Source organism: Lacimicrobium alkaliphilum (assembly GCF_001466725.1).
In the GTDB taxonomy this organism is placed as follows: Bacteria; Pseudomonadota; Gammaproteobacteria; order Enterobacterales; family Alteromonadaceae; genus Lacimicrobium; species Lacimicrobium alkaliphilum_B.
Map to the genome: position 1 here is coordinate 3,024,238 of NZ_CP013650.1, position 21,260 is coordinate 3,045,497.

General features: G+C 51.7%; 19 protein-coding genes. 5 read left to right on the plus strand and 14 right to left on the minus strand.

Annotation, left to right across the window (positions count from 1 at the left end; translation table 11 throughout):
• Positions 1 to 20: 20 nt before the first annotated feature.
• Both gshA and AT746_RS13710 read right to left on the minus strand, forming a co-directional pair.
• Complete coding sequence (gshA, locus tag AT746_RS13705; protein ID WP_062481211.1) at positions 21 to 1,619, minus strand: glutamate--cysteine ligase; 1,599 nt, start codon at positions 1,617 to 1,619, stop codon at positions 21 to 23.
• 98 nt (positions 1,620 to 1,717) lie between these two features.
• The gene (locus AT746_RS13710) at positions 1,718 to 4,567 is read right to left on the minus strand and encodes a M16 family metallopeptidase (RefSeq protein WP_062481213.1); all 2,850 of its coding nucleotides are present in this window, start codon (positions 4,565 to 4,567) and stop codon (positions 1,718 to 1,720) included.
• 133 nt (positions 4,568 to 4,700) lie between these two features.
• Between AT746_RS13710 and AT746_RS13715 the strand changes: the two genes are divergently transcribed.
• Genes AT746_RS13715 through AT746_RS13725 form a run of 3 tightly spaced genes read left to right on the plus strand, consistent with a single transcriptional unit; the run spans position 4,701 to position 6,718 of the window.
• Positions 4,701 to 5,441 (plus strand): TIGR01621 family pseudouridine synthase, encoded by a 741-nt coding sequence (locus AT746_RS13715; RefSeq protein ID WP_231730941.1) that lies wholly within the window; start codon positions 4,701 to 4,703, stop codon positions 5,439 to 5,441.
• Positions 5,442 to 5,459: 18 nt separating this feature from the next.
• Positions 5,460 to 5,831: a VanZ family protein gene (locus AT746_RS13720; protein WP_062481215.1), complete on the plus strand. Its 372-nt coding sequence runs from the start codon at positions 5,460 to 5,462 to the stop codon at positions 5,829 to 5,831.
• Complete coding sequence (locus AT746_RS13725) at positions 5,828 to 6,718, plus strand: ketopantoate reductase family protein (protein WP_062481216.1); 891 nt, start codon at positions 5,828 to 5,830, stop codon at positions 6,716 to 6,718. Before AT746_RS13720 ends, AT746_RS13725 begins: the two co-directional genes overlap by 4 nt.
• On the opposite strand, the gene AT746_RS13730 is transcribed toward AT746_RS13725, so the two are convergent.
• The 9 genes from AT746_RS13730 to AT746_RS13770 all read right to left on the minus strand — a co-directional run bounded on the left by AT746_RS13730 (position 6,687) and on the right by AT746_RS13770 (position 13,820).
• Positions 6,687 to 7,181, minus strand: a complete 495-nt coding sequence (locus AT746_RS13730; RefSeq protein WP_062481218.1) for a phosphatidylglycerophosphatase A — start codon at positions 7,179 to 7,181, stop codon at positions 6,687 to 6,689. The two genes, AT746_RS13725 and AT746_RS13730, sit on opposite strands and share 32 nt — an antisense overlap.
• A 16-nt stretch (positions 7,182 to 7,197) precedes the next feature.
• Positions 7,198 to 8,163 (minus strand): thiamine-phosphate kinase, encoded by a 966-nt coding sequence (gene thiL / locus AT746_RS13735; protein WP_062481221.1) that lies wholly within the window; start codon positions 8,161 to 8,163, stop codon positions 7,198 to 7,200.
• A gap of 148 nt (positions 8,164 to 8,311) precedes the next feature.
• Positions 8,312 to 8,734, minus strand: a complete 423-nt coding sequence (nusB, locus tag AT746_RS13740) for a transcription antitermination factor NusB (protein WP_062481223.1) — start codon at positions 8,732 to 8,734, stop codon at positions 8,312 to 8,314.
• Positions 8,735 to 8,737: 3 nt separating this feature from the next.
• A complete protein-coding gene (gene ribE / locus AT746_RS13745) occupies positions 8,738 to 9,211 on the minus strand; it encodes a 6,7-dimethyl-8-ribityllumazine synthase (protein ID WP_062481225.1) in 474 nt (157 codons plus the stop codon).
• Positions 9,212 to 9,625: 414 nt separating this feature from the next.
• Positions 9,626 to 10,732 (minus strand): bifunctional 3,4-dihydroxy-2-butanone-4-phosphate synthase/GTP cyclohydrolase II, encoded by a 1,107-nt coding sequence (gene ribBA, locus AT746_RS13750; RefSeq protein ID WP_062481227.1) that lies wholly within the window; start codon positions 10,730 to 10,732, stop codon positions 9,626 to 9,628.
• An 81-nt stretch (positions 10,733 to 10,813) separates the two neighbouring features.
• Positions 10,814 to 11,470 carry a riboflavin synthase gene (locus tag AT746_RS13755; protein ID WP_062481229.1) on the minus strand — a complete coding sequence of 219 codons (657 nt, stop codon included), beginning with the start codon at positions 11,468 to 11,470 and terminating at the stop codon, positions 10,814 to 10,816.
• 15 nt (positions 11,471 to 11,485) lie between these two features.
• Entirely contained in the window at positions 11,486 to 12,610 is a 1,125-nt protein-coding gene (ribD, locus tag AT746_RS13760) for a bifunctional diaminohydroxyphosphoribosylaminopyrimidine deaminase/5-amino-6-(5-phosphoribosylamino)uracil reductase RibD (protein ID WP_062481232.1), read from the minus strand.
• Entirely contained in the window at positions 12,603 to 13,103 is a 501-nt protein-coding gene (nrdR, locus tag AT746_RS13765; protein WP_062481234.1) for a transcriptional regulator NrdR, read from the minus strand. The genes ribD and nrdR overlap by 8 nt, the downstream gene beginning before the upstream one ends.
• Positions 13,104 to 13,247: 144 nt before the next feature.
• Positions 13,248 to 13,820, minus strand: a complete 573-nt coding sequence (locus AT746_RS13770; RefSeq protein WP_082633285.1) for a porin — start codon at positions 13,818 to 13,820, stop codon at positions 13,248 to 13,250.
• Positions 13,821 to 13,849: 29 nt separating this feature from the next.
• Between AT746_RS13770 and AT746_RS13775 the strand changes: the two genes are divergently transcribed.
• On the plus strand, positions 13,850 to 15,493 hold the full coding sequence (locus AT746_RS13775) for a methyl-accepting chemotaxis protein (RefSeq protein WP_231730943.1): 1,644 nt from the start codon (positions 13,850 to 13,852) through the stop codon (positions 15,491 to 15,493).
• Here the strand turns inward: AT746_RS13775 and AT746_RS13780 are convergent.
• Both AT746_RS13780 and glyA read right to left on the minus strand, forming a co-directional pair.
• The gene (locus AT746_RS13780; RefSeq protein ID WP_156413705.1) at positions 15,490 to 16,689 is read right to left on the minus strand and encodes a hypothetical protein; all 1,200 of its coding nucleotides are present in this window, start codon (positions 16,687 to 16,689) and stop codon (positions 15,490 to 15,492) included. The two genes, AT746_RS13775 and AT746_RS13780, sit on opposite strands and share 4 nt — an antisense overlap.
• Positions 16,690 to 16,798: 109 nt before the next feature.
• Complete coding sequence (gene glyA, locus AT746_RS13785; protein ID WP_062481240.1) at positions 16,799 to 18,055, minus strand: serine hydroxymethyltransferase; 1,257 nt, start codon at positions 18,053 to 18,055, stop codon at positions 16,799 to 16,801.
• Positions 18,056 to 18,238: 183 nt separating this feature from the next.
• Here glyA and ettA point away from each other — a divergent pair, with 183 nt between their 5' ends.
• The gene (gene ettA / locus AT746_RS13790; protein ID WP_062481246.1) at positions 18,239 to 19,906 is read left to right on the plus strand and encodes an energy-dependent translational throttle protein EttA; all 1,668 of its coding nucleotides are present in this window, start codon (positions 18,239 to 18,241) and stop codon (positions 19,904 to 19,906) included.
• 873 nt (positions 19,907 to 20,779) lie between these two features.
• Here ettA and rplI read toward each other — a convergent pair.
• Positions 20,780 to 21,232, minus strand: a complete 453-nt coding sequence (gene rplI / locus AT746_RS13795; protein ID WP_062481248.1) for a 50S ribosomal protein L9 — start codon at positions 21,230 to 21,232, stop codon at positions 20,780 to 20,782.
• Positions 21,233 to 21,260: the final 28 nt, after the last annotated feature.

Consider the following 21,260-nt stretch of genomic DNA (forward strand, 5'->3'; position numbering starts at 1 on the left):
TGCTGCGCCGGATACATAACTCAGGCGCAGCTTTTCGCGTTATAGGCAAAATACCCCTGTAAAAATTCATCAAAACTCTGATTATCTGCCGCTTCATCTTCCGCCTGTTGCACCAGTGAGTCACTGGCCATTTGCTGCAGTTCTGCCTCAGAGTGGAAGCTGTATTTATGCTGGGCCAGTCGCTTTTTGTATTGTACAGCCATCTCCAGCGCGTACTCACCATTATCCTGCCCTGAGTTAATCAGGTGATCCAGTATCCGCGCTGAGGGTGTTAAATCAGGATTAGTCAGTTTTTCCTGCTCGGCGCTGACCGCTTTACTATACACATCTGTGTCATGCACCTTATCCAGTATTGCCGCGATAGGCATCAAATCCTCAAAAAGCTGCAGGCCCCAGTCCTGCATCGATACTTTCTCGCCATTACGGCTTAATTCCAGCCCCGGCTTACGTCCCTCTTTGACCACTGCAGTGAGATTAGCATCGGTCTCGGCAAAGGCTTGTGGTGACAAATCATCGCTGGGGCAAATGGCACAATAGATCATCAGTACATCAAGAAAATAAAACTGGTTCAGGCAAATCCCCACTTCGCTGAAGGGGTTCACATCCAGCGCCCTGACTTCAATATAGCTGACCCCGCGGCTGGCCAGCGCATCGGTCGGCTTTTCCAGTTTGCGGGTAGGCTGCTTGGGGCGAATGGGTGAGTACAGCTCATTTTCTATCTGCAGCACATTAGCATTGAGTTGCTGATACTGACCGTCTTTTTTACCTGCATAGCGGGCAAAATCGTTTGAGGGTGTCTGAATCGCCTCTCGCAATGAACTGATATATTTGTCCAGGCGGTTATAGCAGATATTCAGGCCAGACTGAGCTTTGTTGGTATAGCCCAAATCGCTCATACGCAGTGACGTGGCATAAGGCAGGTAATAGGTACCATTACCCATTTTCTGCATGTTCATTTTGGCATTGGCATTCTTAATAAAAGAGCCACACAATGCCGGAGAGGCGCCATACAGATAAGGAATCAGCCAGCAAAAACGGCGATAATTGCGGATCAGGGCAAAATAGGCCTCAGAGACCTTATCCTGTGTCGCCTTGCCTTCTCCTGAGGCCACCGACCAGGCATCCCAGAACGCCTGCGGCAGAGAAAAGTTAAAATGCACCCCGGCAATGGCCTGCATCATGCTGCCGTAGCGGTTTTTCAGACCAATACGATACAGAGACTTCATCTTACCCACATTGGAGCTGCCGAAATTGGCAATCGGGATACTGTCTTCAGAATCGATATAACAGGGCATGCTCAGAGGCCACAGGCGCTCGTCACCGATATTTTCATATACAAATTTGTGAATATCTCTTAGCTGGGCCAGAGCCTGGCGGGGATCTTCATGGGGCTGGGTAATAAATTCCAGCAAGGCTTCTGAAAAGTCTGTCGTAATATGCTCGTGACATAAAGCCGACCCCAGAGCCCGTGGGTGTGGCGTTTGCGCCAGACTGCCATCGGCGTTGATCCTCAGCGCTTCGCGCTCTATGCCATGGAGAATGCCTTTAAGACTGTTCGCCACCTCGGGCTTGGCCAGAACGGCAAGACGCTCAGAATAGGTGTTGGTTGTTTGCTGCAAAATCGATCCCGGTTTAAATGCATTCCCCAATAGTGGGGAGCATAATCTTAAATTCAAGCGATGCAAAGCAAGCCTGCCGTAACAAACGCCCCGCTAATCTATAACGACAGGGTCAGCTCCACTATTTCTCTGTCTGTCCCTGCAAGTTGCTCAAGTATCTGCGCCTTATCACCCACTACAATGATCTGCATCTGCTCTGCTTTTAATTTTTCCCGACTGAGCTGGTTTAATTCCGCCAGCCCGATAGTGCGAATTATCTGCTGCTGTTCACGTACGTAATCGGCGGGCAGATCAAAGGTCAGCAAATGACGTAAGAAACGCGCCTTTTGTGCCGGCGTCTCATAATCCAGCGCTTCTCCCTGCAAATAGGCCAGGCGCAGGCTACTCAGCTCCTCTGCGGTCAAACCATGCTGCTGATAGGTATCGATTTCTGTCAGAAATTCGCGCAAGGCATCGCCGGTATTTTCCAGTTTGACACTGGCCCCGGCCTGAAACCAGCCCAGCGTTTTGCCTCCCACAAACCGGCTCGATGCTCCGTAGGTATAGCCTTTGTCTTCCCGTAAGTTGAGATTAATACGGCTGTTAAACATGCCACCGAGTGGGAAATTCATCAGCTTAGAGCGAAATTGCTCGCCGGTAGCATCGTATGGCAGATCCGGTTTGACAATGCGGATCACCGACTGCGCCGAACCGGGATGGTCCACCAGGTATAAACGAGGCTGAGCCTCTATAGCAAAATCCGCCACCTGTGGCAGCTGGTAGTCCTGCCCCTGCCACTGCCTGAGGAAATCCAGCGCCTGCAGGGCGTCAGCCTGCCCAATATCTCCCACCAGCACCAGTTTGCTGATAGCCGGAGAGTAGTACTGCTGATAAAAGGCTTTAATATCCTCCAGCTTAAGAGCCTGAATACTGGCCAGCGTGCCGCTGTCAGGCAACCCCAATCGGTTGTCAGAGCCCATCAGAAGCTGACGCACCGCTCTGGATGCCAGCGCTTCCGGACGTTTCACCTGTTGCTGCAAAGACTGCAACAATTGCTGTCTGATGCGCTCGAAATCCTGTTCCAGAAAGGCCGGGTTAAACAACTTCTCTTTCAATAATTCCAACGTCTGGTCAAGATTTTCAGTCAGGCTGGACAACGTAATTTGGGTATAGCGGCCACTGGCACTGAAACTGATGGCGCTGCCCAGCTTGGCCAGCTCATTGGCAATTTCCTCAGTGCTGTATTTGTGCGTGGACTCATTCATCATCATCGCCGTGATACTGGCCAGACCGGCCTTATCCAGGGGATCCAGCAAAGGGCCACCTTCCAGTGACAAATTCAGTGTCACCGTAGGTGTCTCATCATTACTGTGACCCACCAGCACCATGCCGTTTTCAAACTTGCTCTGCCAGTATTCGGGCAAGCTGATCAATGGCGCAGGGCCCGCTTCCGGCTCTTTGCTTCGATCAAAGTCATCCTGCGGTGGTTGCCATTCTGGCGCCTGTTGACTCTCTACACTCACGTCAGGGCGGGTAATGGAAAAATTATGTTCTGCAGCGGCCAGTGCAGTCTGTCCCTGAGGCACAATACTCAGCACTACAGCGGCTTTGTCTTTGATATAACGCTCATAAACCCGCATCACATCATTGGCAGTAACAGCCCGATACCGGGCTAAATCATACTGCACCAGATCCGGTTTACCTTCGAAGGTTTCATTGATGGCCAGCGTAGAGACTTTGCCTGACACACTCTGCAGGCCAAATATCGTAGAGGAGAGAATGGAGGCCTTTACCCGGGTCAGGTCATCGGGTTGTACCCCACGCTGTTCAAATTCTGCTAACGTGGCATCGATACGTTGTTTAAGCTCACTCAGGTTGGCCGTACGCTGGGGGTGCGCCAGGGCAATCAGCTGAAACTCACAGGCAAGCTCCTGACAGGGGTGTCCTACCACGGCATTAACGGCATAGCCGTCTTTAACCAGATTCTTGTAAAACAAGGAGTTTTTACCGCCACCGAGGATATCCGATAACACATCAAGCGGCGCTTCATCTTCATGGCGCACATGTACCGTAGGCAGAGTGACCTGCAACAGCGGAAGATGCACATTATCTTCGATGGTCAGGTAACGATCTTCAGCCAGGCTAACCGGCTGCTTGTCCATCTTGTCAACCTGGGGTCCACGGGGAATGCTGCCAAAGTACTTTTCCACCCAGATCAGGGTGCGGGCCTCATCAATATCGCCGCCAATGGTCAGCACCGCATTGTTCGGCCCATACCAGCGATCAAAAAAGGCTTTTAAATCATCCACGCCCACCCTGTCCAGATCTTCGGTATAACCGATAACCGGCCAGGAATAGGGGTGCCCCGCCGGATACAAGGCCTCGGCGGTTTTTTCACTACGCAGGCCATAGGGCTGATTATCGACCCGCTGAGCCCGTTCATTTTTCACGGTTTCGCGCTGCACTTCAAACTTTTGCTGAGTCACCGCGGGCAGCAAAAAGCCCATTCTGTCGGCTTCAAGCCACAAGACTTTTTCCAGTTGATTGGCCGGTACGGTCTGATAGTAATTAGTCCGGTCAGAATTGGTGGTGCCATTGAGGTTACCACCGGCTTCGGTGATCATTTTAAAATGCTGCTCATCTTCCACATTCTCAGAGCCCTGAAACATCATATGCTCAAAAAAATGCGCAAAACCGGATTTACCTAATTCTTCACGGGCCGAGCCCACATAGTAAGTGACATCCACATGCACCAGTGGATCTGAATCATCAGCGTGTAACACTACCGTCAGGCCGTTATCCAACTGGTATTTTTTATAGGCGATGCCGGTTTCACCCTCCTGTGGGGTATGCTGTTCAATCAGTGTCACACCTTCGGGCAGAATGGGTGATGTCGCAGGCAGAGGCGACTGCACACAGGCCACCAGTGTAAACAGGCATGATAGTAACAATAACGGCTTAAACGGCATTTATCAGGTTCCTTGAGATATCCGGGTTCAAATAATCAGTGCTGTTTATACCAGAAACTTGCTTCCTTTTGTTGTATGTCAGCACTTTTTCCCTAACAATTTATGTCTGAAGTGCTACGCAGCGAACAGGCCTTTGAAAACCGAACATCCACCTCTGCAAATTTCCACCCGGTACCCTCAACAGATTCCTCTGGTGTATGAAGACGAGAACCTGCTGCTGGTTGATAAGCCCCCGGGGCTGGGCATGCATCAGGAAGGTCAGGAGCATGGTATCGTCACACTGCTGAACCGCCAGTGTGACACAGAACAACTCTACCCTGTGCATCGGCTGGACAAGATCACCTCAGGTTTGCTGTTGCTGGCAAAACACAAAGACAGCGCCCGTGAGTTATCACAACAGTTTGCACAACGACAGATTGAGAAATACTATCTGGCGATGACAGACAGCAAACCGATAAAAAAGCAGGGCACTGTGATCGGCGATATGAAAAAAGCCAGAGGCGGCGCCTGGATGCTGAGCAAAACCCGTCAGGATCCGGCCATCACCCAGTTTTTCAGTTGCAGCGCCGGGGTTGCCAAACGGCTGATACTGCTTAAACCCTACAGCGGCAAAACCCATCAGATCCGGGTGATGCTGAAAAGCCTCGGCAGTCCGATATTGGGTGACAGGCTGTATAAAGGTAATCAGGCAGACAGAACCTATCTGCACGCCTTCGCGCTGCGTTTTCAGAGCGCGGGTAAGATACATGAATTTATTCAGCCACCATCAGAAGGGGAGCACTTTTTGACGCAGGATTGTATGCAGGCCATCAGTGACTATACGCCGCCCTGGACGATGCCCTGGCCAGTTTTACATCAAGGTAACCGGGAATAGCAGCAGTAGTGAGCCATTATGCTGAAAAAACTGATTAAAAGACCCTGGCTATTCTACGCTACCATCGCAACGCTGGTGTTTTTCTGTGTGATGCTGTGGATCCCCCCTGCCTATGTGTTTGTAGATATGAGCCTGGATAAGCAATACCACATTGTGTTCTTTGCCTGTGTGACCCTGTTGGGACGACTCAGCCTGCGCCTGAATATTGCCTGGCTGCTGTGTGTGGTATTGCTGATTGCGGTGCTGACTGAGCTATCCCAGTATTGGATCCCTTATCGCCACAGTAGCTGGGAAGATTTGCAGGCCAATCTTACCGGCATCGCCATCGGGGCAGTATTGATCCTCTCTCCTGCTTTGCTGGCGAGACTACGCCATAGCCATAAATCATGAAAACGGTGATTATCGGTCAGGGAGCCATTGGCAGTCTGCTGGCAGGGATCTGTCAGCAACAAAAAATGGATTATGCGGTACTGCCAAGGGGCAGTGTTTGTCAGCCCGTGAGGCTAATTCGACTGGATGGTCGCCTGCTAGAGTTTAGCCCTGAGCCGGTGAGTCCTGCGCAACTCCAGCGTGATGAACTGTTGTTACTGCCGCTCAAGGCTTTTCAGATTATACCGGCAGTAAAGCAGTTGAGACCTTTTCTGACAAAGCAAACGCTGGTGCTGCTGAACAATGGCATGGGCGTGATGGAACAGGTGCAGAAACTGTTGCCTGACAGCCCCCTGATCGCCGGTATCAGTAAAAAAGCGGCCTATAAAAAAGCGACCCAGGTCCTAGAGACCGGTACCGGTACCACCGAGCTTGGCTGGGTTTTCCGGCCAGCAAGCCACAGCGCTCAGGCGACAGAGAGACAGCTAAAGGCTCTGCTGACCCCCTGTCTCTGGCATCAGGATCTGCAACCGGCACTGTGGCAAAAACTCGCCATCAATGCGGTAATTAACCCTCTTACGGCCCTGAATAATATTAAAAATGGCGAACTGGCACAGCCTGAATATCAGCAGCAGATCCGCCAACTCTGCGCAGAAACAGCGGCTCTGATGCAACGAAAAAACCTATCCGGCTGGCAGAACATCGACGCAGTTGTTGAAAGCGTCATCAACAGTACTGCCGATAATTATTCATCCATGCATCAGGATATTGCTCACAACAGAGCGACGGAGATTGATTATATCAACGGCTATCTGGTACTACAGGGGCAACAGGCTGGCCTTGAGATGGCCGCCCATGAAAATCTCTGGCAAAGGGTTAAAGCGCTGGCAACCAGCCAAGATAAATAAACAGATGCATCAGCGCGCAGGCCATCACGCCGGCAAGAATATCATCGGCCATGATCCCGGCGCCGCCGTGGACATGTTTATCCAGATAACTGATTGGCCATGGCTTAATAATGTCCAGCACCCGGAACAGCACAAAGCCAACCAATAAAGTCAGCCAGGTTACCGGTACCGCGATCATAGTCAGCAGCATACCGGCGACTTCGTCCCAGACAATGGCGCCATGATCATGCACTCCCATATCCCGGGCGGTGCGGCCACAGATCCAAACCCCGCCAATACAGGCCAATACGGCCACCAGCAGATAACTGGTTTGCCCGCTAAGGGCCAGCAGCCAGACCAGCGGCAATGTCGCCAGTGTACCCATAGTGCCGGGTGCCACCGGTGAGAGCCCCGAACCAAAGCCTAAGGCCAGAAAATGGGCCGGATGACTGAGGCGCAGGTTTTGTAAGGGATCCTGATTCATCAGTTACTCTGCCTGCTCAGTCACCGAAATGCTGGTAGCCCAGCATTTCATAACTGACTTTTTCCTTACCCCGGCGCAGCTCGAGTTTATCCTGGCCACCGGTAATCTGACCGATGCAGGTCACGGGTTCGCTGGTAGTAGACAACGCATGCTGCAAATTGCTTTTTTGCTCTTCCGGTACGGTAAACAACAGCTCGTAGTCATCACCCGAGGTCAGGGCATAACGAATCGCCTGTTCATTGACGACCGCGTCCTGCATCGCCTGGGAAAAGGGTAACTTATCCACCTGTATAATAGCGCTGACATCAGAGGCTTTAAGGATATGGCGCAGATCCTGGATCAGGCCGTCAGAAATGTCGATACAGGAGGTGGCGATACGACGCAGCATGGTCCCCGCCAGCACTCTGGGTGTCGGGCAGTTAAGCCGGTTGCTGAGGTAATTCTTGTGCCGGGCTGCCACATCCATGCGACCCTGCATCATATCCAGCCCCAGACCGGCATCCCCCAGGGTACCGGTCACATAGATCCAGTCGCCAGGTTTGGCACCGCTGCGGGTCAACGCCTGATTTTGTGGCACAAACCCCTGGGCAGTGACAGTAATACTCAATGGCCCCCTGACCGTATCGCCCCCGATAAGCTGTACCGAATAATAATCCGTCAGTTCCTGCAAACCTAAGGAAAAACCATTCAGCCAGTTCTCATCCACCTGAGGAATCGACAGCGACAGACTCAGCCAGGCCGGCTCGGCACCCATGGCTGCGAGATCGCTTAAATTCACTGCCACCGCTTTGCTGGCAACCGCTCGCCCGGGTGTATTATGAGGAAAATGCACCCCATCTATCAGCGTATCCGTTGTGACCACCAATGACTGACCAGCGGGTACAGACAACACGGCAGCATCATCACCAATGCCGATTTGTACATCACGACGCTGATGGCCCTTTTCCTTGAAAAAGGCCTCAATAAGATCAAATTCTTTCACAATGTCAGTATCTGTCCGGAAACTAAAGATGCCCTGCTCAGAAACGGGGAGTTTGTCCTGCAACCAAGGCAGGAAGGCAAGCTGTATAAGTCATGCATGCGTACTCCCCACACAGAGCGCGGGCCAAAAGACCGTTTATAAACGGGCACTAAATTTTTTCGTGTTTACGCAATGTGCGAATGGCTTTATCCAGCACACCGTTGACGAATTTATGACTTTCTTCGGCACCGAAAGACTTGGCAAGTTCAATGGCTTCGTTAATCACTACTTTGGCCGGCACATCGGGACGTTCCAGCAGTTCGTAAGTCGCTAGTCTGAGAACGGCTTTTTCAACCGGATCCAGTTCTTCCGGTAAACGGCCAAGGTAAGGGCGGATACGGGTATCCAGGGTGTCGTAGTCATTGACCACGGCACGCAGCAACTCCTGAAAATAAGCCATATCCACCTTAGTCATATCCGAGGTGGTGGCCAGGTGCAATTCAATCTGCTGTGCCGGATTCTTTGTCATCTGCCAGGAATAGACTCCCTGAACTGCCAGCTCTCTGGCCTTGTGACGAGCGGATGGCTTCACAGATTAGGCTCCTTTGATCTGATCAAGTACATTGACCATTTCCAGGGCACTCATTGCCGCCTCAGCGCCTTTATTACCGGCCTTGGTACCTGAACGTTCAATGGCCTGCTCTATGCTGTCGGTGGTGATCACACCAAAGGCCAGCGGCAAACCAAATTCCAGCGATACCTGGGCCAGCCCTTTGTTACATTCACCGGCAACGAAATCGAAGTGGGGCGTACCGCCGCGGATCACTGCGCCAAGAGCAATAATCGCATCGAAAGAGCCCTGCTCGGCCAGCCTTTTTGCTACCACAGGCAGCTCATAGGCACCGGGAACGCGCACCAGGGTGATGTCCTGCTCGTTGACTTCGCCAACCCGCTCAAGCACATCCAGTGCGCCGTCCACCAGGCTCTCGACCACAAAACTGTTAAACCTGGATACCACCAGAGCAAACTTCTTGCCCGTGGCCCGCACGTTACCTTCGATCACTTTCATGCTAAATTCCTGCTATAAAAATCGGCGCTAAATAGCCGCGTATGATAGCACAGCCGCCAAAAACGCCATAATAATATCCGTAAGATCTGACCTGCGCTGAATGATGAATGAAATTCTGAATAAAAGGGCGCTGGGTTCCCGTCAACTACATACGGGAACGACAATCTGTCATGCCCGAGCGCCGTTGTCGGGCATCCAGTGACCTTTGCCAAAGGCTAAATTCACCGCAAAGAGCACACAGAGGTATAGAAGGTCTTTATATCTTTGCGTCCTTTCGTCTCAGCGAGATCACTAGAAAATTCTAAAGATCACGCAGAGTCGCAAAGATCGCAGTGAGGTATAGGGAATTACACCGTTAATATCTCTGTGGTGAAACTGCTTTTTGTGTTGTTCGTGGTTAACAATCGCACTGATTCAGCTGACATACTCCACCACTTCCAGACCAAAACCGGACAGGGCGTGGTATTTCTTCGGTTTGCTTAACAGGCGCATCTTACTGACCCCTAATGAGGACAAAATCTGACAGCCCACCCCAACGGTTCTTGAGGTGCCCTTCCAGCCCTCTGCCGGGGGTTGCTGACCATTATCTTCCGCCTCAAACTGTCTGACTTTGGCGATCAGATCTTCGTTCGACTCCCGTTTACCCAGAATCAACAGCACCCCGCCTTCATCGGCAATACGCTGCATGGCCTGATGCAGCCCCATACTGCGATCCAGTGCCCGCTGCGAGGTAAGCAGATCACCAAAGGTATCGTGCAGATGTACTCTGACCAGAGTGGCTTTGTCGGGCTGCACTTCGCCTTTACGCAGGGCAAAATGCACTTCATCGTCAATTTCATCCCTGAAGGTAATCAGGTCAAATTCGCCAAATTCTGTGGGCAGACGACACTGTGCCACCTTTTCGATAGTGGTTTCGTTCAGGTTCCGGTATTCAATCAGATCGGCGATGGTGCCAATTTTGATATTGTGGCGCTCTGCAAATTGCTCCAGTTCCGGGCGACGGGCCATAGTGCCATCTTCATTGAGGATCTCCACAATCACAGCGGCCGGCTCGGCGCCGCCGAGTCGTGCCAGATCCACCCCGGCCTCGGTATGCCCGGCGCGGTTGAGTACGCCACCCGGCTTGGCGATCAGCGGGAAGATATGACCGGGCTGAACAATATCTGTAGCTTTGGCATCTCTGGCCACGGCCGCTTTAATGGTGGTGGCCCTGTCTGCAGCAGAGATACCCGTGGTGACACCTTTTGCCGCTTCTATAGAAAGCGTAAAGTTAGTCGAAAACTGGGCGCGGTTATTGTCCACCATCAGCGGCAGATTCAGGCGCTGGCAGCGCTCTTCTGTCATAGGCAGGCACACCAGACCACGGGCATGGGTGACCATAAAATTAATCGCTTCAGGGGTGACGTGCTCTGCCGCCATAATCAGATCCCCTTCATTTTCTCTGTCTTCATCGTCCATCAGGATCACCATTTTTCCCTGGCGAATGTCTTCGATGATCTCCTGTGTACTGTTTATCGGCATAGTTTCCACTCAATTTTGTAGGGGGTTGTCCCGGGTCCACTTTGGACTCAAAGACGTCGATTATTGTTGTTATTAGTTTGGTTATTTCAGATAGCCATGCTCTGCCAGAAAGGCCATATCGATCTCTTTACCTGAATGAGCAGCCTTGTCACCGAGCATCAGACGCTCAAGGTAACGGGCAATCACATCCACTTCCAGATTCACCTTTGTGCCCTGGCGATAAGTACCGATATTGGTTTCCTGCATGGTATGGGGCACCAGCGTCAGCATAAATCTGGCGCCATCTATCTGATTGATAGTGAGGCTGACACCATCTACGGTTATCGAACCTTTCTCGGCCATATATTTTGCCAGCGCATCGGGCGCCTTGACCCAGACCTCCCAGGCCCGGCCCTTTTCGCTTACCGATTGCACCTCACCAATGCCATCCACGTGGCCGCTGACAATATGACCACCAAAACGGGTCGACGCGAGCATGGCTTTTTCCAGATTCACCACCTGCCCCACTGACGCATCGGCAAAAGTGGAGCGGCGCAGGGTTTCTGTAGAGAGATCCGCCACAAACTGACTGTCGGAATATTCCACCACTGTCAGACACACGCCATTGGTGGCAATACTGTCACCCAGGGCCACATCGCCCATATCCAGTTTGCCGGTACTCAGGGTCAGGCGCACATCGCCGCCGACGGGTGTAATCGCCTGAATTTTACCAACTGCTTCAATAATACCTGTAAACACCGATCACCTCTGTTGTCATTTCCCCGGATCCTGATAACAGACCCTGGCTGTGAGTTTAATATCCTCACCCACCATCCTGACATCCTGCCAGCTTAAGTTGGTGGCCTGATCCATATGGCTGAGACTGGGCATCAGTGCCATGCCTTTGGCTTTATCGCCCATCAGCTTGGGCGCCTGATACAGCACCAGTTCATCCACCAGTTTATGTTCCAGCAATGCGCCGGCCAGCGCAGCACCGGCTTCCACCCAAAGATTGCTGATACCGCGCTGTGCCAGATGCGCCATCAGCGCGGGCAGAGCAACTCTTGGTCCTTTATCATGGCATTGCCACTGATACACGCTGCGGGGATATATATGGGGACTGGCGCGCTTATTGGCAAGTAAAATCTCACCGGGCAGTGAAAACAAGCGATGCCGGGGTGTTAACTGATTTTTACTGTCGACTATTACTCGTAAAGGCTGACGGGGGGTGGTGTTAATACCAAGCTCCGTGGCAGTTAAACGCATATTCAGACTGGGATCATCAATCAGCACGGTTCCGGAGCCGGTCAGCAGGGCGCAGCTTTTTGCCCGGTGATGCTGCACATCCAGTCTTGCCGCCTCACCGGTGATCCACTGGCTATGGCCGTTGGCCATGGCTGTTTTACCATCCAGACTGGCTGCCAGTTTAAGAGTTACAAAGGGCCGATGATGCACAATACGGCTGAAAAACCCCCGGTTCAGGGTTTTAGCCTGCTCTCGCATCAACCCCACTCTGGTTTCAATACCGGCACGTTGCAACATCGCCAGCCCCTTACCCGACACCTGAGGGTTCGGATCCTGAATTGCCGCGATGACTTTACTCACACCCGCATCTATCAGCGCTTGCGCACAGGGCGGTGTGCGCCCAAAGTGGCTGCAGGGCTCCAGCGTCACATAAGCAATAGCGCCTCTGGCCTTGCTACCTGCCTCACGCAGTGCATAGACCTCCGCATGGGGCTCACCGGCACGTTGATGCCAGCCCGTGCCCAACACCTGACCCTGATGATCGGCAATCACACAGCCCACCATAGGGTTAGGAGAAACCGTATAACGCCCGGCCCTGGCAAGTTTTAACGCCAGCGCCATCATCTGATGATCCAGACGGGAATATTCAGCCATTGCTGTCAGAACCTTTCGGATCTTTTGCCTCGTTGTGACCATTGAGATCACCTAAGCGGGCAATCTCCTCGCCAAATTCGCGGATATCTTCAAAAGAGCGGTAAACGGAAGCAAAGCGCACATAGGCCACTTTATCCAGCTCTTTAAGGGCGTCCATAATCACATTACCGATAAACTGGCTGCCCAGCTCCCGCTCGCCGGTGGCGCGCAGCTCCGACTTGATCCTGTTAATGCTTTTTTCCACCTGCTCAGTACTGATGGGGCGTTTCTCCAGTGCCCGCTGCAAACCGGCCCTGAGTTTCTCTTCATTGAAAGGCTCGCGGGAACCGTCACGCTTGACCACTTTTGGCATCACCAGCTCCGCCGCTTCAAAAGTGGTAAAACGCTCGTGGCATTTGAGACATTCGCGCCGCCGGCGTATCTGGTGCCCGTCAGCCACCAGCCGCGAATCTATAACCTTGGTTTCCTGTTCAGAGCAAAAGGGACAAAACATAATTCCTCCGGGTCAGGAGCATAAAAGAGTGGCTTGTGACTGAAAGCTGAAAAAGAGAGGCTAATTTAGCAAAAAAATACAAGACCGAACAGTCACAAAACTATGCGATGCTGCTGTCCGGACCGACTAACACTGATTCCGGGTTCAGAAATTCACCGCCAGTTTATGTTCCACACCCAATGCAAGGTAGCGGCGATCCGGAACCTCATCTTCGTCAATACTGGCCAACCAGGCGTAAATCTTGGTGTTGCTGCCCAGATGATAATCCAGACCAATATCCACTGTTCGATCATCTTCCATAGTCTGAAACTGACTGCGGATATCAAACTTACCGACCCTGTGACTGTAACTGACAAAGCCGCCGCTTCGGGATTCTCCCCCAATAGCTGGCTCTTGTCGCTGCAACATTACCCCCAGTTTCCCATCACCCAATCGATACTGCAGACTGGCACGGGTTACGTCATAGCCCTTAACATCAAAATCCTGAGCCAATGCCGCAAACAAAGGACCTGACTTAAGTGTGTTATCCCCATAGAAGATCCCGGCTGAGACCGCATCGTCCCCGGTTTCTGACTTTTCAGCCTGATAAGTCACCACAGCGCAGAAGTCATTGGATTTCTGGAAAGAGACTGACACTCCAGATAAGTCATATATTGTTGAATTTACGCGATATTGTCTATTATTAGTGTGTATCCAATGTATTTGACCATCTGCCACTGAACTGCTGGCAACAAGGAGATCAGTAAATGATAACCCTGAATAATCTGACTATCCGCAGTAAGTTCTCGATACCGCTGTTGGTTATCAGCACACTGACCATCATTATAAGCCTTCTCAGCATCACTAACAGCGACCGTATGTCGAAAGATATGGAGCGACTCTCCACCACCTTTATCGATGCCATAGATACAGGACTGAATGCCGACAGAGATCTGTATCAGGCACTGAGCGCATCCCAAAATTATGTGGCTAAGAAAGCTCAGAACCTTAGTGGCTCTGAACAGGATAAGGCTGACTTCGAGGAAAACGCGCAGCAGGCTATTGATCGCTTAAATCAGGTGCGAGTACTGGTAAAAGACTATCCCGAAATCGGAGCTGAGATACAACGTTTCGATGCCGATTATAAAACCTGGTATGCCAGTGCCCGACGGGTGTTTGAGATGGCGGATAATAATCAGGCGGCAGAAGCTGTAGTTTATAACAGCACTGAGGTAATGCAGGATTTTAACAGACTACGAAATCACTATGATGTGTTAGGGGCTAAGGTCAAACAGGTGGCAGATCAGGTAACGGAGGACGCGCAGAATGCTGCGGCAAGGAAGACCGGCATTCTGATCACCGCAATACTGCTGGTTATTACGGCCTGTATCCTCAGCATCTGGCTCGGGCCAAAGCTTATCACTGTCAGAGTCAATGAATTAAACAATATGATCGCCACCATCAGCGAAGGCGAAGGAGATCTGACCGGTCGGCTTGATTGCTCCGGTAAGGATGAGTTGTCGCATCTGGCCAGGACGTTCAATGGCCTGATGCAAAAGCTGCAGGATTTAATTGGCATGATAAAAAGTGACGCCGAGTCACTGGACAGCACCGTATTAAAACTCAACGCCTCATCAGAGCAAAGTCAGAGCATCTCGGAAGAGCAGAATGACAACCTGGAACAAATTGCCACAGCAGTAAATGAGCTAAGCCACGCCGTGCATGAGGTGGCCAATAATTCTCAGAATGCATTGACAGAAACCCGCAAAGCCAAGGACAAAACCACCCAGTCGGGCCATGTGGTGAATGAGTCTGTAACCAGTATCAATAAGCTTACTGAGTCCATCGGCTATGCCAGCACCGTGATTACCAAACTGGCCGATGAGTCCAAAAATATCGTGCAGGTACTGGATGTTATCCGCGGCATCGCCGAGCAGACCAATTTACTGGCGCTAAACGCCGCCATCGAAGCTGCCCGGGCCGGTGAACAGGGTCGTGGCTTTGCCGTTGTTGCTGACGAAGTCAGAACACTGGCGAGTCGCACACAGCAATCCACCGAAGATATTCAGCGCATGATTGTCGGGCTTGAGGAAGGCGTCAGTCAGGCTGTCAACGCGATTGAGTCAGGCACCTCGCAGGTGGACAACGTGGTTGACAGCTCCAAACGTATCCAGAGTGCATTAACGGATGTGGACGAAGCGGTCGGTCAGACCAATGATATGATCTATCAGATCGCCACCGCCACCGAAGAGCAAAGCAGCGTGGTAGACGAAATAAACCGCAATATCACCCGCCTCAACGGCCTCTCCCAGCAAAGTCTGGAAGTGGTCAGTGACACCAACAAGGTAGCGGAGAATATCTCCACCATGGCAAAAGGCTTAAACACCAATGTGGGGCGCTTTAAAGTCTAAGGTGTGTTTATCTTTGGTGTATTGAGCAACAGTTTTTCGATCTGTAGTCCGACGATCAGCACAACACTTCCCTGTTGTGTTGGCAGCCGGTAACTGACATGAGCAAGAAACTCAGATACCGAATCATCAAACTTCAGGACACTGACCCGGAACTGTCTTCCGGTCAGTTCTGTTATTTTACCTTCATCGCCCTGCCAGTAATCACTGGTTGGGCGAGACATCGCCAGTAATTCCCCCTTCTCAGTGGTTAACATAATTTCCCGGAAAAAGCGGCTGTCAGCCTCAATAGCGGTCAACACCTGACTTAACGGGTCATCAAGCAGGTTCTGAATCAGGTGATACTCTCCTGACCGGAGTTCCTGTAACCATTGTGCTTCGGTGGCTGTCAGGGCCGGTTCACTCATAGGCCGATGTTCTGAAATATATTGCCCTGCCCGTTGTAAGAAATCCTCAGAAAGCTGACTAACCAGATCTTTAACAACAATCTCAACAGCCGCCTTCTGCTGCGCCTCTGAGAGCCGGGTGACCTGAGGATTACATTGACTGATCTGACTGTTGAACTGATGAATAAAATCGGGATACTGTCTGGCGACATCAGCTGAGAAGCTGATTGTTTTGGCAGCAAAGCGCACAAAGCTCTTCTCCATGTCGATACCATTGTCGGCTAACAACAATGTCACCCTGTCTCGATCGGCAACGAAATAGTCAAACCTGCCGCTGGTGAACTGAGCCAGCAACTGATGCATATCCGGCGCTTGCATATAAGGCTTTTGTCCTTGCTCTATCAGCCAATTCTCGATATCACTTCCTCTGACCACTCCGAGTCTGTCGTACGCAGCCTGCCCTGGATTTTTCCTGTGATAACGATACCAGTGCTCCAGCGTCACGGGTTGTGAGCGCAGCGATTGGGTTACCTCCGTAGGTGACGTAAAAAAGACGCCGTCAATATTGCCCCGTTCCAGCTCTCTTTTCGCTCGCGCCCAGGGCAACATCAGGATTTCACTTTTCACCCCCAGGTTACTGAGCACACAGAGCACCACTTTGGTTGCCTGCAACTCCTGTTCAGTTCGTTGGATATATTCTCCGGATACTCTGCTGTGGGTTGCCAGCACCAGTAATTCCGGCTGAGCTTCGGACAAAGGGGTGGACAACAGAAAAACGGCAAATACCGGAAGCTTAGGGAGAATCCTTACCACAGTCATGCCTCCATGGCCGGAAATATTAATTGATAAACGTAGTGTAGCCCAAAAAGAAAAAACGCAGCCGAAGCTGCGTTTTTAGTCAATCTTAGTTTCTGCCTGCCTTTCAGGCATATACCGGAAAAGTCTCACATAAGGCCAGCACTTCACCGCGAACACGGCTTTCCACTGATTCATCACCGAGGTTGTCCAGTACATCACAGATCCAGGTAGCCACCTGCGCCGCCTGCTCTTCTTTAAAGCCACGACGGGTGATGGCCGGAGTACCGATACGCAGACCACTTGTGACAAAGGGCGAGCGGGGATCGTTGGGCACCGAGTTTTTGTTCACGGTGATGTTAGAACGGCCCAGCGCGGCATCGGCGTCTTTACCTGTGATGTCTTTGTCGATCAGATCCAGCAGAAACAGATGATTCTCGGTACCACCGGAAACAATCTTGTAACCACGTTCCTGCATCACCTTCACCATCGCCTTGGCGTTTTTCACCACCTGCTGCTGGTAGGTCTTAAACTCAGGCTCCAGTGCTTCTTTAAAAGCCACGGCTTTAGCTGCAATCACATGGCACAGCGGGCCGCCCTGATTACCGGGGAACACAGAGCTGTTAAGTTTCTTGTAAATATCTTCATCACCACAGGAGGACAGAATCAGACCGCCGCGGGGGCCCGCCAGGGTTTTATGGGTAGTGGTGGTGACCACATGGGCGTGGGGCAACGGATTGGGGTACTCACCGGCAGCAATCAGACCGGCAACATGGGCCATATCCACCAGCAGATAGGCACCCACTTTATCGGCGATAGCACGGAATTTCGACCAGTCCATGATCCCTGAATAAGCGGAGAAACCGGCGATAATCATCTTCGGCTTATGCTCCAGTGCCAGCGCTTCCACCTGAGCGTAGTCCACCTCACCGGTTTCCTCATTCAGGCCGTACTGCACCGCATTGTAGGTCTTACCGGAAAAGCTCACTTTGGCGCCGTGAGTCAGGTGGCCGCCGTGGGCCAGACTCATGCCCAGTACAGTGTCGTTGGCATTCAGCAGCGCCATAAACACCGCAGAGTTAGCCTGTGAGCCTGAATGAGGCTGCACATTGGCATAATCGGCACCAAACAGCTGTTTGGCCCGCTCGATGGCCAGATCTTCGGCGATATCCACGTATTCGCAGCCACCGTAATAGCGCTTGTGCGGGTAGCCTTCGGCGTATTTATTGGTCAGCTGAGAACCCTGCGCCTGCAATACTCTGGGGCTGCAATAATTCTCTGATGCGATCAGCTCAATATGCTGCTCCTGACGCTCTGTCTCTTTTTCTATGGCTTGCCATAATTCAGGGTCAAAATCGGCAATCTTCATATCGCGTGAAAGCATCGTCTCTCCTCGGGTGTTGGACGGGATAAAAAGAGGCCATATTCTAGCCATTTTCCGGTTAAAGTACAGCTTAGGCAGACAATCAGATCAACGCCTTTATCGCAGACTTACCTTTTAACCCCGGTAACAACTGGTTTAGAATAGCGGGCCATATATCCTCCGAAACTGATATAAGAGTCAACTATGTCCCAATACGTCTACACCATGCACAGAGTGGGCAAAATTGTTCCGCCCAAGCGTCAGATCCTCAAAGATATTTCCCTGAGCTTTTTCCCCGGCGCCAAGATCGGCGTACTGGGCTTAAATGGCGCCGGTAAATCCACCCTGCTGCGCATCATGGCCGGACTGGACAAGGAAATTGAAGGTGAAGCCAGGCCTCAGCCCGGCATCAATATCGGCTACCTGCCACAGGAGCCGAAACTGGATGAGAGCAAAGATGTGCGCGGCAATGTTGAAGAAGCCTTCAGCGATGTGGTGCATGCGCTCAAACGTCTGGATGAAGTCTATGCAGCCTATGCTGATGAGAATGCCGACTTCGACGCCCTGGCCAAAGAGCAGGGCGAACTGGAAGCAATCATTCAGGCCAAAGACGGCCACAACCTCGACAACGCACTGGAAAGAGCCGCCGATGCTCTGCGCCTGCCCCCCTGGGATGCAGAAGTCAGCAAACTCTCTGGCGGTGAGCGTCGCCGGGTGGCCCTGTGCCGGTTACTGCTGGAAAAGCCCGATATGCTGCTGCTTGACGAGCCCACCAACCACCTGGATGCCGAATCCGTGGCCTGGTTAGAACGCTTTTTACATGATTATGAAGGCACAGTCGTGGCCATTACCCACGACCGCTATTTTCTGGATAATGTGGCCGGCTGGATCCTGGAGCTGGATCGCGGCCATGGCATTCCCTGGGAAGGCAACTATTCCTCCTGGCTGGAACAAAAAGACAAGCGTCTGCAACAGGAAGAACGAGGCGAACAGGCCCGTCAGCGTTCCATCAAACAGGAACTGGAGTGGGTACGCACTAACCCCAAAGGCCGTCAGGCCAAAAGCAAGGCACGTATGGCGCGCTTTGAAGAGCTCTCCAGCAACGATTATCAGAAGCGTAATGAAACCAATGAGCTGTTTATTCCGCCCGGTGATCGCCTCGGCGATAAAGTTATCGATGTGGAGCACCTGACCAAGTCTTATGGTGACAGAGTACTGATCGATGATCTCAGTTTCAGTGTGCCCAAAGGCGCCATCGTTGGCATTATCGGCCCCAATGGCGCCGGTAAATCCACACTGTTCAGAATGTTAAGCGGTGAAGAACAACCTGACAGCGGCACTATCAGCCTCGGCGATACCGTCAAACTGGCCAGTGTCGATCAGTTCCGCGACCACCTGGATGGCGAGAAAACGGTGTGGCAGCAGATCTCAGATGGTCAGGATATTATCCGTATCGGTAATTTTGAGGTAAACAGCCGCGCCTACGTCAGCCGTTTTAACTTCAAAGGTAACGACCAGCAGAAATACATCAAAGATCTCTCCGGTGGTGAGCGCAACAGGGTCCATCTGGCCGAGTTATTAAAAGCCGGTGGCAACGTATTGCTGCTTGATGAGCCCACCAACGATCTGGATGTGGAAACCCTGCGGGCCTTAGAAGAAGCCCTGCTGGAATTCCCCGGCTGTGCCATGGTGATCTCGCACGACCGCTGGTTCCTCGACCGGGTCGCCACTCATATTCTCGATTACCGGGACGAAGGTAAAGTGAACTTCTATGAAGGTAACTACACCGATTACGAAGCCTGGCTGAAAGACAACTTTGGTAAGGACGTCGTTGAACCTCATCGTCTGAAGTACAAGAAAATCACCAAATAGGGCCCGACAACACAGGGCAAGGATGCCCTGCTTTGCCATCAGCAAAGTTGCATGCCGTAAAGCCACGCCTTTACGGAGGATTTACTCCCTTTACTTTTCCCGTCGTGCCGGGCCTGACCCGGTAACTTTATCAGACACCTGAATAGTTATCCCTTCCTGCACGGCTGGCTTTACGAGATCCTGATTTTCATCAGAATGACGGGGTAGCCTGCAAGCAGCGGAGCGGATTGCGGGATCTATATGCCCTGAATTCCGCTTAGCTTTATAAGGGTTACGACTGCTGTAGATCGGATTTCAATCCGACAATGATGATGGGCTCCAAAACGTCTGTCGGAATAAATTCCGACCTACAACTCTGCGCCTCTGCGAGATCATTAAAAAAGTTATAAAGATCTCGCAGGGGCGCTGAAATAAAAAGACCTTCTAGATCTCAGTATATCTGTGATGAAGGAGTTTCTGTCATTTAGTACAAGGTTAGTCGCAAAGACACTGGGTTTCCGCCAACAACATGCGGGAAAGACATTCAGTCATGCCCGAGTGCTGTTATCGGGCATCCAGCAGCCTTTGAAAAAGATAAGATTAACCACAGAGGTATGAAAGGTTTACCCCCCTTACTTCTCTGCGACCTCCGCCACTCCGCGGTGAAATTTCACTTTCGTGCTTTTAGACTCATTCCCCGTATTCCGCTTCGCTTTATACGGGCTACGACTGCTGTAGATCGGATTTCAATCCGACAATGATGATGGGCTCCAAAACGTCTGTCGGAATAAATTCCGACCTACAACTCTGCGCCTCTGCGAGAGCATACTAATACTTTCGTATCGACACAAAAAAACCGCCATCAGGCGGTTTTTTTTAATTTACGTTCAGCGATTACGCTTCGGCGATAATTTTTACTTTTACCTGGGCGTGCACATCAGAGTGCAGTTGCAGGTCAATATCAAATTCACCGGTTTCACGCAGTGTGCCCAGTGGCAGCTTAACTTCAGCTTTGGCCACTTCAACACCAGCAGCAGTCAGTGCATCGGCGATGTCTTTGGTACCGACAGAGCCGAACAGCTTACCTTCTTCACCGGCAGGAGCAGCGATAGTCACTTCAGCCAGCTCAGCCACTTTGGCTGCACGGGCTTCAGCAGCAGCCAGCTCTTCAGCGATTTTCGCTTCAAGCTCAGCACGACGCTGTTCAAACTTCTCAATGTTCGCCTTGGTTGCCGGTACGGCTTTAGCCTTAGGGAACAGGAAGTTACGGGCATAACCTGATTTTACGGTGACCTGGTCACCCAAACCGCCCAGGTTGGCGATTTTGTCTAGTAGAATGATTTCCATCTTTGCTACCTCTTAATAATACGCCAAC